Genomic DNA, 15,460 nt, shown 5'->3' with positions numbered 1-15,460 from the left:
GGCCGCATTGTGCTTTTTAAAAGCCTGCGGCCCCCTCATATCCTACATTCAGCGCAAATCATGCACCTTTACATTTTTTATTTGCTTACCCAAATCCTGCACAATTTCAATAGCCAAAAGCAGACTCCCATTCTTTGTATTGACCATTAGCTGCGGATATTCTGCGAGCAAAGCGTTTTCCACGACGGTGCGGTCTGCCTGCCCTTCTGCTTTTACCGTTATTTTGTCAGCCAGCCTCTCTTTTTCCACCACTACGGCTACCCTGCCGGTTGACCCAGGTACACGTCCTACGGCATCAGCAATCACACGCCCGTAAAAATTCATGTCGCCGGCAACAATCATATCATCAGTCCGCCCTTTTATCGTAACCGCCTGTAGTGGTAGCCAGCAGCCGCATTCAGCCCATTGTGCCTTATCACCTGAACGGTAGCGCACCAAGGGCATGCCTTCCCGGCGAATTGTAGTAAATACCAGTTCTCCCTCCTGGGACGGCTTACCGGAAACAGGATCAATAATCTCCGTTATCAGATGAAAATCATTCAGGTGAAAGGCACAACACTCCGGCATCGCAATCGTCTGGGCACCGCCAATTTCGGTAGAACCATAGCTGTCAAAAACAGCAGCCCCCCAGTATTGTGAAAACACGGCTTTATGCTCTGCCGTGACTAGTTCACCGGCAAGGATGATTTTATCAAGAGGCATGTGAAAACCGGATTGCTGCGCTTCCCTGGTCAGTGCGGTCAGATAAGACGTTGAGGAAAACAAGATATTCGGAGCAAAGCGCTGCATCCATTTGATCGTTTCCCGGGGATCATCAGCGCCAACGTTGAGCGGCAAACCACCTGCCCGTTCAACAGCGCGCTGCACACTGGCCCCGCCAATCCACAGTCCGTGACCGACAGGCATGGCAATCAGCGCAATCAGCCTGCCTTGATGAGCAAGCCGGACAGCTATTCCATACAAATTGGACAAAGCCTGTATTTCCCGAAAAGTGTAATATACCCTTTTCGGTTCGCCGGTTGTACCGGAGGTAGTATAAACAGCAGCCAGCTTTTCTTCCGGCACACAAAGAAACTCCTCCCACTGCCGCAAATCTCCCGCAGTGGTAAAAGGCAGCTTCTCTAAATCGCTGATTGAACGGATATCATCGGGGTGTATGCCCGACTCGGTAAACATACGGCGGTAAAACGGCGAATGAGTAGCGACGTACCGGATTGTATCACCCAGCCGCTGCTGCTGTATCGCCGTAATTAATTCGGGACGCAATCCGTTTTGCACCATGCGCCGTAAAAGCGGGCCTGCCTTTTTTATAATTCCCGGCTGTACATTTCTTGCTTCAAAGCGCCGTAAGGCTCGATCCAAAACCTCAGTTATCATTTGTATTCTCCCTAAAAGTCAATCCCTTGTTTATAGTTATTTCCGGGCTGTTCCCCCTTATACATTTGCTGAAACACCAGAGTATAATTGACCGTTTTTTCACCGACACTGTTAAAGAAATTTCTCTACAGGAGATCGCTTATGGACTACAACCTCTTACTTACCTGTATCTTTAGCGGTTTTTTTCTTGCAGCACCTATCGGTCCGGTGAATCTGATCTGCATCCGGCGCACATTAACAGACGGGTATATTGCCGGACTTACAGTAGGGCTGGGGGCAGCAGTCGCCGACACGGTGTATGGCTATGCCGCAGCCGCCGGGTTAAGCTTTATTACTGATTTTATCCTGCAATATCATACCGCTTTTCGTTGGGGAGGCGGATTGTTTATCATTTATCTGGGCTTCAGAACACTGCATGCCGTTGTGCAGGAAAATAGTGCCGATAAAACTGCCGCCACCGGCCTGTATAAGCTTTTTGCAGGCATCTTTCTATTAACTTTAACCAATCCCATTACGCTCTTCACATTTATTGCGCTGTTTTCCTCACTGGGAGTTGCCGTACTCGTTACGAATGCAGTTTCCGCAGCACTAGCTGCTTTCGGCGTATTTTGCGGCTCAGCGTTGTGGTGGGTCACGCTCACCTGTATCGTACAGCTCTTGCGCAAAAAAGTGACAGCCCGGGCTCTGACGCGGATTAACAAGCTGGCAGGCACGATTATTATTCTTCTGGGAATCGCGTCTATTATTAAACTGTAATTTAACAAAGCCTTTACATTCTGTTAAAACAGGAAGCCGCTTCCTGTGATACACTAAACGTAAAGTCGGCTGCGAAAGTGAGGATGGTTAGATGCTTACTAAGGTTAGCGCTGGACTAATGATGTATCGCTGGCATAAGGGAAACCTGGAAGTCTTGCTCGCTCATCCCGGCGGGCCGCTTTATACCAACAAGGATAATGGCTATTGGAGTATTCCCAAAGGCCATGTAGAGCCCCATGAAACAATCCCGGCGGCAGCGCTGCGGGAATTTACCGAGGAAACCGGTCGAACCTATACCGGAGAAAAATTATTTTCCCTGGGAAAAGTTACCGAACGAGACGGAAAACGAATTTATATCTGGGCATTTTACGGTAATTGCAATCCCGCTCTTCCGGTTAACAGCAATTTGTTCGAAATGGAATGGCCGCCGGCCTCCGGCCAACGGTGTTTCTTCCCTGAAGTAGACCGGTTAGGCTTCTTTACTGCCTCTGCCGCTAGAAATAAAATTGAATTGTCCCAGCGAGCCTTTATTGACCGTCTGGAACAATTATTGGGCCTTGAAACCCGCTACAGTAAAGCGACGAATAGCTAGATATGCCCCCACGGCATATCTTTTTTTATGGAGGGTATCATGCGTGTACTTCTGGTAGATGATTCAGAACTCTCACGGACTACACTAAAACACCACTTAGCAGAATTCTCTGGTATTGAATTTGCTGAGGCAGAAAATGGGATTGAAGCACTGGAAAAGCATCGCAGCTTTCAACCGGAGATTATTTTTTTGGATATTACGATGCCCGATCTGGATGGCTTAGGCACACTTAAAATTTTTTCGCTTATCGATAAAAAAGTGAAGATTATTATGGTATCTGCATTAGGCAATCAGCAGTATATCTCTGACGAAGCCATAAAATACGGCGCCTTTGCCGTACTGGCCAAACCACTGAAAAGAGATACCGCCTTACAAGTATTATCTGAAGCCAGCGCTTTAGTCAGGTAGGTGACCGGGAGTGAATGCATGCTCATTATATGAATTAAAGCCGGGTATGGTTGTGGGCCGCACCATCTGTGATTCTCAGGGACTTATTCTCATTGCCCGGGGAATAGTTCTCACCGAATCCTATATTAAGCGCTTGCGCAACTTCAAGATCCAAAGCCTGATGGTCGAGGTAGAAGCAAATCCTTCCCCTCCTCCTGTATATTCACCTGCCGTAAAACATACCATCAGCACACTTGCCGCATTGTTTCAGGCTTTATCGGAAGATAAAAAGATCAACATCCAGGCCAACACGGCTAAGCTTGAGCAAATTATATATGCCATCTTAGAGAGGCCGGCCATTCAGAGTTTGCTGGAGTCCATTTTGCAATGTGAACCCCTGTTTTTTCATAGCCTCCGTGCAACCCTCCTCGCTCTTAATATGGGACTGTCCCGTGGTTATGATTTTCTTAACCTCGAATATTTAGGAATGTGCGCGCTAATTCACGACTGTGGTATGGGTCATGCATTCCAGGAAGAAAACATACAGCATACCCATCTTGGCTTTGAAAAACTGCGCACCAATATGGACATAGACATGATTATTTCGCTAGTATGCCTCCAGCATCATGAATGCTTTGACGGCAGCGGTCCGCTCGGATTCCGCAGAATGCAAATTGCTGAGTTTGCCCGCCTGATTACTGTTGCCGATCATTACGACAGGCTGATGATGAAAAACAACAGCCCCCGACAGGCTATCATCAAAATAGCCGGCAGCCGCGGCTCGTTGTTTGATCCCCAGATGGTACAGCTATTTGAAGCAACGATCAAATAAAATGAATAGAAGAAGCAGGCGATTGCCTGCTTCTTCTATTCATTCGTTTTTTTGATTGTTTTATTGACGGCCTAAAACCAAAGTCATAGTGCCAAAGCCGGTATCAATCACTACCTGGCAGCCTAGCTCTGTTCCCAGGGTATCCCTCTTCTCGACCGACTGGGGGTGTAAATCAGAATCCAGCCCCAGGTTAGAAAGATTAATACAAAACAGTCCGTTGGCAACATTCAAAAACTCTCCCATGCTGTCAAGGGCAAGCTCATTGATTTCGCTCATCCGTTCCCCGCTATAACGGCTGGCAATCTCTAGCAACACATTATCCTCAACCCAAAGACAGCTATGTAAGGTAATATCACCGGTCATACTTTGACAAGCAGCCCAGCGTTCTTTTGCTTCTCCGGCTTCAGCCGCGACAAGCAGGGGGCTGGCATCTAGGAAACGGACAATCGCCCGCAGGAACAAAGCGACATAATCACAATACAAAACTGCATCCTCATCCGCTTTTGCAAAAGAAAGGTATTGAAAAAGCCATTCTTTACTTAATAGTAAATCAGACGGCTGCTCTAACTCGGCTGCCTGCTTGTACGCTGCGATAACGTTCTCCAGTGTTTCTAACGATAGAAAACCTTTATCAACCAGGGCCTGCCCAAAATTAAGGTAATCATTGCCCTGCTCTGCCAGCAGCGCAGCCAGCTGCTCTTGAGACAAATAATGCTCACTTACGGCAATCTCCCCAAACCGTTTATCGATTCTAAATTGCAGCTGGTGAATTTCTTTGACCTGCTCTGCTGTCAAATATCCCTGATTAATGGCTACTACGCCTAACTTTGCCTGCACCGTCCGCCTGCTCTCCAGTGCCTCCTGAACCTCAGCCGGAGAAAGCAGTCCCTTATTTACCAAATATTGAGCAAAAACCTGACTAATCATTTAGTACTCCTCCCGGCTGAAGTCATCCAAGGCCTTCGCTAATTGACTGCTGTTATAGGGCTTCTGAATAAAATCAATTGCTCCCAGCTTCAAAGCCTCCAGTAAATTAGCATTCGTTCCGGTCGAAGAGAGCATGATTACCCTGGCCTTATTATCGATTTCTTTGATTTCCCTTAATGCAGACAAACCAGTGGAATTGGGCATCACAATATCCATAAATACACCAGCGGGACGGTGTACAGCATATGCTTCTACAACTTCTTTTCCATCCTTGGCCTCGATGACCTGACACCCCAGCATTTCTAATTCATCACGCAGCTTTTTTCGTAACAACAGGGAATCATCGCTAATCAAAACTTTCAAAGGTCTGCTCAAAAAAATCCTCTCCTAGTCCTTTATATTGCCGAGTTGTATAATACAGGGATTTTTATCATGCCGAAATCTGCCAGCTTCTCAATAAGACAAGCTAAAACGTGGGTATCCAGCTGATTTGCCATTTGAAACACCATGATTTCGACTGCTTCCTGCGGCGAGATGCCTTTGCGGTAATACCGGTTACTGATAAGCGCATCGTATATATCCGCAACAGCTATAATCCTGGCAAGCATAGTAATCTCAGTTCCTCTCAAGCAGTACGGATAACCAGAGCCATCCAATTTCTCATGATGCTCCAATACTGCTTTTAGCACCACAGTCGGTACTAGCTCGGTCTGGGCAAGCAATTGATAACTGCAGGTGACATGATTTTTAGCAATTTTAAATTCCTCGGAATTCAGCCTGCCTGACTTGCTTATCATTTCAAACTGGATTCTTGTTTTGCCAATATCATGAACTAAGCCCGCTAACGTTAAGTTCCAGATATCCTGATTACCATAGCCAAGCCAGCGGCCAAGATATCCGGATATAAGAGCAACGTCCAAGGCATGCCTGTATAAGTAATCGCCTGCAGCAGCATAAACATGCAGTTGTTCAAAGGAATCATGCCGGGAGATACTAGGGTAAATTTTCTTATTAACCAAACTTATCATGCTCTCCAAAGGAACTGCGCCATGATAACGGGTAAGCAAAAAAATACGTTTTAATTCCGCCTCTATTTCCGAGTGCAGTTCGGCAGTAGTCTGTGTCTGCTTTGTGAGTACCTGATTATCAAACAAACCCAGCGTAACAGTAGAAATGATTTTTTCAATCTCTGCAAAGTCAAATTCCATTGCCTCTTCGGCAACCTCGGCACCTTCCACATTCCAGCCTTTTAAACAAGACAGAAAATAATCATTGACGACTGTGCCCTGACCAAAAATAATCTTGCCATCAGGACTTTCCACTTTCTGATTAAGAGTCATTCCTGCTTTCAACTCCGACAAATGCAAATAGCTCAAAAGGCTCCCCCCTTGTGCAATAAGTCCATACGATAAATATCCGTCTATGTAACTTATACCATAAAAAAGAAAATCAACTATTATTTCCATGTTAATATTGTGTTAAAGTTTTCTTTTTGACGTTCTAAATAAAAAAAGGCCGCAGCTGCAGCCTTTAATCGGAAGTTTCTTCTTTTGTTATTTTTTTTGCATACCGGTTAACGGAACCTGCTCCTTCTCGCTCCCACCACTGCTCATAATACCGGTCACTCTTTCCGTCATCGGTCTTATGCTGATTTACCGCTTTATGATAGCCATGACTGCCAAACAGCAGCCGACTAAGAATCACTAAGCCCACGCCCTGCCAATACGTAATTTCTTTCCAACCCCAGATATCAGGCAGCAAACCATTCCACAGCAGCATCACAAAATAGCCGAAGCCAAGCCCAAATAAACCTGACAAAATAAGGCCAAGCATAATCTGGATAAGAATCCGCCTTGTTTTGGTTACACAAAAATTACATTGTCCTTGCATATGCCACTTCACCTTTCTTGCATGTTATTCATTTTTCAGCAGCCTGCGCAGCGCCTTGGTTGCCCTTGCCTTGCGCGACAACAGCGTTCCGATCGGTTCCGACCATTTCAGCGATAATTCCTTGAAGGTATAGCCTTGCAATTCAGTTGCTACCCAAACGGCACGCTGTTTTGGCTCAAGGCTTAGCAGCGCATTTTCCAGGCGTACCAAGAACTCTTTTTCCTCAAAGACATCTTCCACAAGCATGCCGTCTGCCAGGTGCTCTCCTCTGGGCAGCCCAGTAACCTGCTGTGGTGCATCCAATGATACCGGCAGCTGCGGCTGCCGGAAATAATCCCAGATCCTATTCTTTACCGCTTGGTAAAGATAAGCAGCCAGGTTCTCTACAGGCTTATCAGCAGCTACCCGGTTATAAACATTAAACAACACATCGGCGACAATATCTTCCGCATCCATATCCGAAATGCCGCGCAGCTTCAGCCGAACATAACGAATTAAATTTTTCCGTTCTGTATGAAAAACACTGATGAACTCATTTTGTTGATTGCGCACGAAAAACATTCCTCTAATACAAAATCCTCGCTTCGGTGGTAAATAAACAAACCACCCTCTGCCGTTTGGTGGGCTTTTGCAAAGGGCGGCCTGCCTTATTTTACAGCATCATAATCAATAGTTACTCCCACACCGAAATGGACAAAAAACTCAGGATACCCGTCAATCGGCAGCCAATAGGAAATGATGTCTTTTTCCCCGTACTTGCCTTTTTTAAATACAGGCTGCCTGGTCGCCAGCGCCTGATTTGCCAAACATCCTTTATGAGCCTCCGGACTACCCAGCGTTGCACAGTTCGTGCCGATTTCCCTGCCAAGCCCTTTAGCAGCTTCGTTTACAGCATACACATCTCTGCTTTTATGTACAAGTGTAGCCGGTTCAGGAAAATGCCCCCACATCAAATGAAATGCTTCAATTACTTTCGGATCCAACACAATAAATCCTCTCCTTCGCTATGTGCGCTGCCTTCTGTATAGTAAGACGGAGCAGAACGGAATTTATTGCATCAAAGTCTAGTCCCCCAACAATTTTCTCTCTATATCTTGCGAATAAATCGCAAGTTCTTTCCTTTGAATAAAACCGCTTTGCTCCCAGAACCTCAATCCCTGTTCATTATCAGCAAATACGAACACATGGCATTTGGCAATACCTTCACGCTCCAGCGCTGTTATGCAGCGATGTACCAGTTCTCTGCCGATACGCTTATGCCTATGATCCTGGCGGACAGTAAGATGATAGATAAAGCCCCGCCGGCCATCATGGCCGCTTAACGCAGTACCAACAAGCTCACCACCGCACTCGGCAATAAAACTCATCTCCTTGTTCCGTTCAAGAAAACCCCTGATATTCTCCTCAGAGTCAGCATCACTTAAGCCCAAGCCGGGAGTTCTCATCCATAATTGGGCTGCCGCTGCATAATCTGCCAGCAGCATTTCCCGAATTTGCACTTCCTTCATTGCTCAGTTCCCTCCAGGTGTTTTCTTATTCAGCATAAACGATTTTCCCACCGGCGATCGTCCAAAGCACCCTTGCGTTTAGCAGTTCTTCCGGCTGGCAGGTCAGCACATTGTGGGAAACCAGGATCAAATCGGCCAGCATTCCAGGGATAAGTCTGCCTTTATCATGTTCGCTGAACTCGGCATAGGCACTGCTGGCGGTATAGGCCTTGAGACATTCGCTGACAGGCAGCTTTTGTTCAGGCACCCAGCCACCGGGATGCAATCCGTCCTGTGTCTGCCTGGTTACCGCAGTATAAATTCCCCTAAAAGGGCTCAGCGGGATAACCGGCCAATCAGTGCCAAACGAAACCGATACACCTGCCTCCACTAAAGACCGGAAAGCGTAGGTTGTCCGGCAGCGGTCGGCTCCAATCCGCTTTTGGGCCCAGCAGCCGTCTTCATATAGATGTCCGGGCTGAACCGAGGCAAGGATATCTAACCGTGCCATTCGCTGTATATCTTCAGTCAGAAGGTGCTGGGCATGCTCAATTCGGAATCGCCGGTCCCTTGTGCCATTCTCCTTGGCAACAGCCTCAAAAATATCTAACAGCAGCTGATTAGCCTTATCACCGATCGCATGCACAGACACGGGCAGGCCTGCCCGATCAGCAGCCAATATGCGCTCAAACATAATCCCGTCAGGGTACATTTGATCTGCCAGCAAGCCCGAGCTTAGCGGCAGATCTGTATAGGGCTCAACCATCAGCGCCGTAGCCGATCCCAGGGAACCATCCACAAAGCCTTTTACTCCCCCGAAGCGAAGCCAGCTATCGTTTCCCTCTCCTGCTGCCAGCAGCACCGCCTGCTTTTCCCATTCGGTAATCTGCGTACGGGCAGTGATTCGTACCGTAAGTCTGCCCTGCTGGCGGCAACGGACAAACGCCTCCCAGTCCTGCCAGTCCCGCCATGCCGTAATATCCTGAATAGAAGTTATCCCCAAACTTGCGGCATGGCGCATTGCGGCGGTCAGTGCCTCATCATACTGCTGCTCGGAAGGAGCCGGAATACACTGTTCTACCAGCTTCATAGCAGTATCCTTTAAAATACCGGTAGGTTCACCCGTTACAAGATCGGCTTCAATAACCCCGCCTTGGGGGCTAACCGTATCCCGGTCAATCCCAGCCAGCCGGAGAGCTGCACTATTGGCAAAAGCAATATGCAAATCACTGCGCGTGAGATAGACGGGAATATGCGCGGTAAAACCATCGATCCATTCTTTTGCCGGTACCGCAGGCTGCTGCCATTGATCATTATTCCAGCCGCCGCCCACAATCCAGCCGTCTTTCGCAACTTGTCCGGCCCGCATAGCAATCGCCTGAACAAACTCCTCCCTGCTTTTGCAGCCGCGAAGCTCCAGCGACAAAAGCTGAAAGCCGCCTAACATAAAATGAGTGTGATTATCAATAAAGCCGGGCAAAACCAAATGCCCGCCGCCATCAAGTACTTGCGTTTTCACTCCCCGTAAGGCTGCCAGCTCTCGGTTAGAGCCAACTGCCAGAATACGCTCACCTTGTATCGCAATCGCTTCCGCAAATGGCATTGAGGCATTACCTGTCCAGATACAAGCATTTACTACCAGTAAATCTGCAGTTCCCATTTCCAGCTTCCTGCCTTCCTCTGAGCACCCGCTCAAAAAAACTATACACCACTTCGCTTAACAAGAGCATAATTCCTACCGGATAATGCCCAAACAAAAAAAGGCTGCCGCAAGCTTTTTTAAAAGCATTGCAGCCCCTTTTGTTCGTAGAGCAACAGAGAAATGGCGGGAACACCATGTGATTTGCATTATTTCTATAAACACTACGATACTCTGTTAATATACTACTTTATCTCTATTTTCCTCATTTTAACCCCCAAGGCAACACCGAGTAAGATTATCATTACTCCTAGATAAACCAGATAATAGTATTTAAATTCGAATTTTATACCTTGTTCACTTAGAGGAATAAAAACAACATTAATAATTATTAAATGAATAATATACAGCAGCAAACTAGTACACCCGTATAATCTAAAAGGTATATATACTTTACAGTAATATGTCCTATCGACAATGAGAAATACAGAAAGAATTACTCCTACCGCTATAAAAACAAACGACAAGTCAGGCGGATAGAACAGCTCAATATATCCCGCTCTTGTATATCTTGAGACAGGAATAGTATTCCATAAAATTATACCTATCGTTAAGGTTAAAAAGGCAGAAACTCCTGTAATCTTATTCAAATAATTAGATTTATTTAGTCGTACATTTCCAAAAAAATAACCTAAGAATGCAATTCCTAGCCACGGAAATACTGGAAACCATCCATCAATAAAAAGACTTTTTAGTGGTAAACTATTACTTAACACCTCAGCGAAAGAGGTTTTAATGTAAAACGAATCAACAAATTCTCTGTATTTTATAATTTTGTGGAAAATTGGTGTAAGAAACAATATGGAACCGGCCACTAAATATTGAGCAAATTTGGGTATTTTACCTAAAATATAACATAATGGTATTGCTAAACCAATCAAATATAATATGTCATACGTCATGAATGGATATATTCTCCATAAGAAGACATCTATCAGGACACCGATTAGTAAAATGGCAAACCCTCGAGCCAAATAGTATTTAAAATGATATTCCTTTATTCTTCTTGTAATCGCAACCATCATGCCTGACAAAAAAATAAATATAGGTGCAGAAAATGTTCCGTAAAATCGGAACCATTCAGGATAGTCTGCTTGCAGAGTATCTGGGACCATATTAGCAGCCACCATTGTAAAAACTGCTAAACCACGAATACTATCAATACTCGAATCCCGATTTTTCAATGAAAGCTCCTACCTTTTTTTGAACTAAATTGTATTTGACACCAGTAGGAATAAAATTCATTTAATATGCATATAGTTTTAAATTTGCCTATTCAATCACATTAAATTCTTTCCACTTACCACTTAGAAAGCGGCTTGCCATCAGAAGTAGCATGACTACACTATAACAAACCAAAGAAACCCACAACCAAGTCAGAGAAATTGAAAACAAGTTGCAAAACAGATAGGGTATTATCGCATAAAATAAAAGAGGTACAATTGCATAAGTAATCATCATAAATCTTGTATCCCCCATTGATTTTAATACAGTGCCAATCATTAAATGAATCGTATCAAATACCAGCCACAGAGAAGTTAGTCTCAGCAACGGAGTAGCGATCTGGATGAACTGTCGTTGTTCATTACTAGTATCGGCATGAAAACTGGAAATCAGTATCTCAGGGAAAAAATTGCAAGCTATTAAGATAATAATATTAAAACAAAGCCCTAAGGTCATACCCTTCTTAAGAACTTCTGGAATATTACCGAGCCTATTAGCCCCTCTTTCTTGACTGGCAATAATCCCTATTGCCGTCGTCATTCCGTTTACCGGCAAAATAAAAACTGCCTCCATGGCAAAAACCACATTCACTGCAGCCAGATTACTTTCCCCCATTGCACCGATAAGCAAAAGAAAAATACTAAAGTAACCTGTTTCAACAAAAGATTGCACACCCGCGAACAAGCCATATCGTAATAAACTATATAGTTTTTGTCCATGCAAGCGACTATACGGTAGTAGTTGGTATTGTTGAATAAGTGCTGTTTGTCGCATCAAAAACAGATAACAAAGCAAGCCAACTGTACAACTAATAATCGCAGCTAGGCCTGACCCATACATTCCTAACTCAGGCATACCAAACTTTCCAAATACAAGTACTCCGGCAAGGATAATATTAACTATATTTGTCAGTAGCGCCACATACATTGTTGTTTTTGTCCTGCCAATACCGCAATAGAAGCTGTAAAAGGCGGTAGAAAAAAGTTGAATGCACTCGGCAATAGTAATAAGATAAAAATATTCTACTTCGTACATTAATAGTTTTCCACTGTGCCCCATTATCTCAAATACGGAGGCAGCTAGTGGGGAAATTCCTAGCAAAAAAACAGCAAAAATCAGGCTTGCATAAATTCCCTGCCACATGGAAGCTACACAGTCCCGGTAGCGTCCAGCCCCGTAATATTGCGCTACAAATACGGAGATATACCCAATAATTCCTGTAAAAATACTAGCAAAACCAATGGCAATAAAACTAGCTGGCATCATGGCGGCAAATTGTGTTAGATCATATTGCGCTACATACAGCCTGTCAACAAATACCATAGCATTAAAAGAAAGCATACTGAGAATTAACGGATAAGTAAGCTTAATAATCTGATTGCAGGAAATCATATTTTCGCTTTTAGATAACATTGTCAATTGCCGTAACACCTTTCTTTGCAAAGCCCAAGTCAATAACTACCATTATACAGAAATTATCGTAAAGTGAGTCGATAATATTTTCCTTCGCAATTCATCGAATTCAAACAACAAAATAGCTTCCCTCATACCGCTGTAGAGCAGCTTAGTTACGCCACTTTCTATTACAACGCTTGTAGCATTATCATAATTTAATTGTCCCGCGTGACCTGTTTGATTACAAACGCATAATACTAAGCCCGTTTCCGTAGAGCAGCGTTCCCAACAATCCGTTGGGTCGCATATTTCAGGCGGCCAAGCAGCTGGGACAATTAAAATTTCTGCACCTTGCTCCTTTAGCAATCGCGCATTTCTAACATACCAGGAGTCCGCGCAGATCAATATCCCAGCAGTTAATCCTTGACAAGAAATCGAATGCAGCGAATTACCTTTAGTAGCCCAATATTCACCTTCTTCATGCAAGTGCAGCTTGTGTTGGCGTCCCACCAATTCACCTTCCACACCAATTACCAAACAACTATTATATAGATTGCAGTTGCCTTCCTCCTGTTCAGCACAGCATAGAAAAACTGTCAATTTATTCAACTTAGCTAACCGAATAATGCCTTGTAGAGCTGGTTCAGGCTGTACCGGAATCGCAAGTTTTGGTTTTCTATCAGTAAAAGAATCTCCTTGCACAGCCATTTCCGGAGTTAACACCCAGTTTACACCAAACCTGGCAGCACGTTGTATAGCTAATTCAATTTTTGCAATATTAGCTTCTTGCGGTCCTTCGCTCAATTCCAAATGAAGTAACGCTATTCTCACGATCTTTCGCTCCTATTAGAGCTACTAAAAAGCTCAAACTTTATGATCTTTCAGTTTAGTCCAATATTTAAATGTAAATCAGCTACTAGCTACTGAACTTCCATACTTTGAATTTGAAGTTTCAAGATAAATTATATCTAATTTTTACTATGGTTTTTTAAATTTATAGGATTTTACTCCCAGCAAGTTCTAATAAAATATGTATTTCCAAATCTTTTATCTACATAATACTATATTTTACCATTTTTGTCATATTTATCTCCCCCGTTTCATTGGTTGTCTTAAACAACAAACCTCCACTAATACATGAAAAGTCTATGACCCTATGCATCAGTGAAGGTCGGTGAGGGGACTGTCCCCTTTTTACGAGCAGCTACTTCTCTCCGGCGATAGGCCAGGAGAACAGTCCACCCTCTAAAACCTTGACATTCTTAAATTCGAGACCTTCCAGTATGCCTTCCGCCTCGTAGCCGCGCAAACTGATTTTACAGAAAGTGACGATCTCAGCTTCCCGGTTGAGCTCCTCATAGCGGCTGCGCAGCTCACCTAGCGGAATATGCTTGACATTGGAACAACCTTTGAGCTGCTCTTCCTTAAATTCAGCAGTAGTGCGCACATCAAGGAAAATAGTCTTATGATCACGGAGCATTTCCTGTGCTGCCAGCGGCGGCAGTCCTTTCAACTTCCCCTCCAGCTTATTCAGCAAAGAATTCGCTGCTACTGCCAGATTATCAATCGGTGAATTATACGGCGGCGCATAGGATAACTCAATATCCGTTATGTCATCCACCGTGCTGCCCAGTGTTAACAGCGCTGCCGCAACATCAATCCGCTTGGCGATGTCTCCGGTGCCAATCGCCTGCACGCCAAGCAGTCTGCGGGTCTTTACTTCGGCAATCAGCTTGACTGTAATCAGCCTAGCATCTTCCATATAATGCGGCTTATCATGCCCGGCAGTGATAACGGTTATATACTCATATCCCAGCATTTTTGCCTCACGCTCGGTAAGACCAGTCTTGCCGACATTCAGATCGGCAACTTTTACAATTACCGTCTGTAACACGCCCTTAAACTGCCGCTCTCTGCCAAACAGATTTTCACCGATAATCCGTCCATGCCGGTTGGCCAGTGAACCCATCGGGACAAAAGCTGGTCGACCCGAAACCATATGGGTGCTCTCAATACAATCCCCGCCGGCATAAATATCGGGATCACTGGTCTGCAGCGTTGCGTCCACAGCGATTGCCCCGGTTATTCCCAGCTTAATGCCGGCCGCTTTAGCCAGTTCAACATTGGGACGGACCCCCAGCGCCAAGATGACCAGATCAGCCGGAACAGCCCGCTTCTCGGTCCGCACTGCCGTCACAGCAGTCTCACCTTCAAAACCGGTCACTTTCTCATTAAGGAACAGGGCAATACCCTGCTCCCGCAAATACTTCTCCACATTACCAGCTATTTCTGCATCCAAAAAAGCCGGGAAAACATGCTCTTTTTGTTCGATTACCGTTATTTTGACTCCCCAGATCGTCAATGCCGCCGCCACCTCTAAACCAATCAGCCCGGCTCCGATAATCACGACCTCATTAACTTTTCCCTGTTCGAGTCCCTGCCGAACGGTTTTCGCATCCTGTGGATGCCAGAACTGCAGCACGTTAGCCAAATGAGTCCCAGGCAATTCAGGTCTTACCGGAGCAGCACCTGTTGCCAGAACGAGCTTATCATAAGATAATTCGGTTTCTTCTCCATTGTCTAAATTAACAACAGACACCTTCTTATTCTCCCGGTCAATGGCAGTAGCCAGCATACGGGGTAAGACACGGATATCCTTAACCCGCTCAAAATATTCGGGGGTCCGCAGCACGCCTGCAGGCGTTTTCATCAAATCATTAAGCTCATCAACCTGCGCTTCCACATAGTAAGGCAGTCCGCAGGCACCATAGGATATTAAATTCCCTTTCTCCACAACAGTGATATCGGCATGCGGGTCGCAGCGTCTGGCCTTGGCGGCTGCCTTCAATCCTGCCGCCACCCCACCGATAATTACGATTTTCATACTAACACCT

General features: G+C 45.1%; 17 protein-coding genes. 4 read left to right on the top strand and 13 right to left on the bottom strand.

Annotation, left to right across the window (positions count from 1 at the left end):
* Positions 1 to 48: 48 nt before the first annotated feature.
* Entirely contained in the window at positions 49 to 1,377 is a 1,329-nt protein-coding gene (locus EV210_RS11840) for a phenylacetate--CoA ligase family protein (protein ID WP_132080492.1), read from the bottom strand.
* 141 nt (positions 1,378 to 1,518) lie between these two features.
* Between EV210_RS11840 and EV210_RS11835 the strand changes: the two genes are divergently transcribed.
* The 4 genes from EV210_RS11835 to EV210_RS11820 all read left to right on the top strand — a co-directional run bounded on the left by EV210_RS11835 (position 1,519) and on the right by EV210_RS11820 (position 3,944).
* On the top strand, positions 1,519 to 2,133 hold the full coding sequence (locus EV210_RS11835) for a LysE family translocator (protein ID WP_132080489.1): 615 nt from the start codon (positions 1,519 to 1,521) through the stop codon (positions 2,131 to 2,133).
* A 91-nt stretch (positions 2,134 to 2,224) separates the two neighbouring features.
* The gene (locus EV210_RS11830; protein WP_132080486.1) at positions 2,225 to 2,725 is read left to right on the top strand and encodes an NUDIX hydrolase; all 501 of its coding nucleotides are present in this window, start codon (positions 2,225 to 2,227) and stop codon (positions 2,723 to 2,725) included.
* Positions 2,726 to 2,764: 39 nt separating this feature from the next.
* Positions 2,765 to 3,133, top strand: a complete 369-nt coding sequence (locus EV210_RS11825; RefSeq protein ID WP_165898886.1) for a response regulator transcription factor — start codon at positions 2,765 to 2,767, stop codon at positions 3,131 to 3,133.
* A 10-nt stretch (positions 3,134 to 3,143) separates the two neighbouring features.
* Positions 3,144 to 3,944: an HD-GYP domain-containing protein gene (locus tag EV210_RS11820; RefSeq protein ID WP_132080480.1), complete on the top strand. Its 801-nt coding sequence runs from the start codon at positions 3,144 to 3,146 to the stop codon at positions 3,942 to 3,944.
* 60 nt (positions 3,945 to 4,004) lie between these two features.
* Here the strand turns inward: EV210_RS11820 and EV210_RS11815 are convergent, their stop codons facing one another.
* The 12 genes from EV210_RS11815 to EV210_RS11760 form a co-directional block, all read right to left on the bottom strand.
* On the bottom strand, positions 4,005 to 4,871 hold the full coding sequence (locus EV210_RS11815) for a cyclic di-GMP-binding domain-containing protein, MshE-related (RefSeq protein WP_132080478.1): 867 nt from the start codon (positions 4,869 to 4,871) through the stop codon (positions 4,005 to 4,007).
* Positions 4,872 to 5,246, bottom strand: coding sequence for a response regulator (locus EV210_RS11810; RefSeq protein ID WP_132080475.1), 375 nt, complete (start codon positions 5,244 to 5,246; stop codon positions 4,872 to 4,874).
* 20 nt (positions 5,247 to 5,266) lie between these two features.
* The gene (locus tag EV210_RS11805) at positions 5,267 to 6,247 is read right to left on the bottom strand and encodes an HD-GYP domain-containing protein (protein ID WP_132080472.1); all 981 of its coding nucleotides are present in this window, start codon (positions 6,245 to 6,247) and stop codon (positions 5,267 to 5,269) included.
* Between the two features lie 154 nt (positions 6,248 to 6,401).
* The gene (locus tag EV210_RS11800; RefSeq protein ID WP_132080469.1) at positions 6,402 to 6,761 is read right to left on the bottom strand and encodes a hypothetical protein; all 360 of its coding nucleotides are present in this window, start codon (positions 6,759 to 6,761) and stop codon (positions 6,402 to 6,404) included.
* Between the two features lie 24 nt (positions 6,762 to 6,785).
* Positions 6,786 to 7,322: an RNA polymerase sigma factor gene (locus EV210_RS11795; protein ID WP_207900714.1), complete on the bottom strand. Its 537-nt coding sequence runs from the start codon at positions 7,320 to 7,322 to the stop codon at positions 6,786 to 6,788.
* A gap of 86 nt (positions 7,323 to 7,408) precedes the next feature.
* Positions 7,409 to 7,747, bottom strand: coding sequence for a hypothetical protein (locus EV210_RS11790; RefSeq protein ID WP_132080463.1), 339 nt, complete (start codon positions 7,745 to 7,747; stop codon positions 7,409 to 7,411).
* A 78-nt stretch (positions 7,748 to 7,825) separates the two neighbouring features.
* Positions 7,826 to 8,269 (bottom strand): GNAT family N-acetyltransferase, encoded by a 444-nt coding sequence (locus tag EV210_RS11785; RefSeq protein WP_207900713.1) that lies wholly within the window; start codon positions 8,267 to 8,269, stop codon positions 7,826 to 7,828.
* Between the two features lie 25 nt (positions 8,270 to 8,294).
* Entirely contained in the window at positions 8,295 to 9,908 is a 1,614-nt protein-coding gene (locus EV210_RS11780; RefSeq protein WP_132080460.1) for an amidohydrolase, read from the bottom strand.
* Positions 9,909 to 10,132: 224 nt separating this feature from the next.
* Positions 10,133 to 11,131 carry a heparan-alpha-glucosaminide N-acetyltransferase domain-containing protein gene (locus EV210_RS11775; RefSeq protein ID WP_132080457.1) on the bottom strand — a complete coding sequence of 333 codons (999 nt, stop codon included), beginning with the start codon at positions 11,129 to 11,131 and terminating at the stop codon, positions 10,133 to 10,135.
* Between the two features lie 88 nt (positions 11,132 to 11,219).
* Positions 11,220 to 12,584 (bottom strand): MATE family efflux transporter, encoded by a 1,365-nt coding sequence (locus tag EV210_RS11770; RefSeq protein WP_243650537.1) that lies wholly within the window; start codon positions 12,582 to 12,584, stop codon positions 11,220 to 11,222.
* 51 nt (positions 12,585 to 12,635) lie between these two features.
* Entirely contained in the window at positions 12,636 to 13,397 is a 762-nt protein-coding gene (locus tag EV210_RS11765; RefSeq protein WP_165898885.1) for a carbon-nitrogen hydrolase family protein, read from the bottom strand.
* Between the two features lie 373 nt (positions 13,398 to 13,770).
* On the bottom strand, positions 13,771 to 15,450 hold the full coding sequence (locus EV210_RS11760) for an FAD-dependent oxidoreductase (RefSeq protein ID WP_132080448.1): 1,680 nt from the start codon (positions 15,448 to 15,450) through the stop codon (positions 13,771 to 13,773).
* Positions 15,451 to 15,460: the final 10 nt, after the last annotated feature.

The organism is Anaerospora hongkongensis (genome assembly GCF_004339805.1).
Classification (GTDB): Bacteria; Bacillota; Negativicutes; order Sporomusales; family DSM-15969; genus Anaerospora; species Anaerospora hongkongensis.
This window is presented reverse-complemented; position numbering and strand designations above follow the sequence as displayed.

Bases quoted from the DNA above. Each gene is read 5' to 3' on its own strand.
- EV210_RS11795 (WP_207900714.1), bottom strand. From the start codon at position 7,322: ATGTTTTTCGTGCGCAATCAACAAAATGAGTTCATCAGTGTTTTTCAT.
- EV210_RS11815 (WP_132080478.1), bottom strand. From the start codon at position 4,871: ATGATTAGTCAGGTTTTTGCTCAATATTTGGTAAATAAGGGACTGCTT.
- EV210_RS11780 (WP_132080460.1), bottom strand. From the start codon at position 9,908: ATGGGAACTGCAGATTTACTGGTAGTAAATGCTTGTATCTGGACAGGT.
- EV210_RS11840 (WP_132080492.1), bottom strand. From the start codon at position 1,377: ATGATAACTGAGGTTTTGGATCGAGCCTTACGGCGCTTTGAAGCAAGA.
- EV210_RS11800 (WP_132080469.1), bottom strand. From the start codon at position 6,761: ATGCAAGGACAATGTAATTTTTGTGTAACCAAAACAAGGCGGATTCTT.
- EV210_RS11785 (WP_207900713.1), bottom strand. From the start codon at position 8,269: ATGAAGGAAGTGCAAATTCGGGAAATGCTGCTGGCAGATTATGCAGCG.
- EV210_RS11835 (WP_132080489.1), top strand. From the start codon at position 1,519: ATGGACTACAACCTCTTACTTACCTGTATCTTTAGCGGTTTTTTTCTT.
- EV210_RS11830 (WP_132080486.1), top strand. From the start codon at position 2,225: ATGCTTACTAAGGTTAGCGCTGGACTAATGATGTATCGCTGGCATAAG.
- EV210_RS11760 (WP_132080448.1), bottom strand. From the start codon at position 15,450: ATGAAAATCGTAATTATCGGTGGGGTGGCGGCAGGATTGAAGGCAGCC.
- EV210_RS11770 (WP_243650537.1), bottom strand. From the start codon at position 12,584: ATGTTATCTAAAAGCGAAAATATGATTTCCTGCAATCAGATTATTAAG.
- EV210_RS11825 (WP_165898886.1), top strand. From the start codon at position 2,765: ATGCGTGTACTTCTGGTAGATGATTCAGAACTCTCACGGACTACACTA.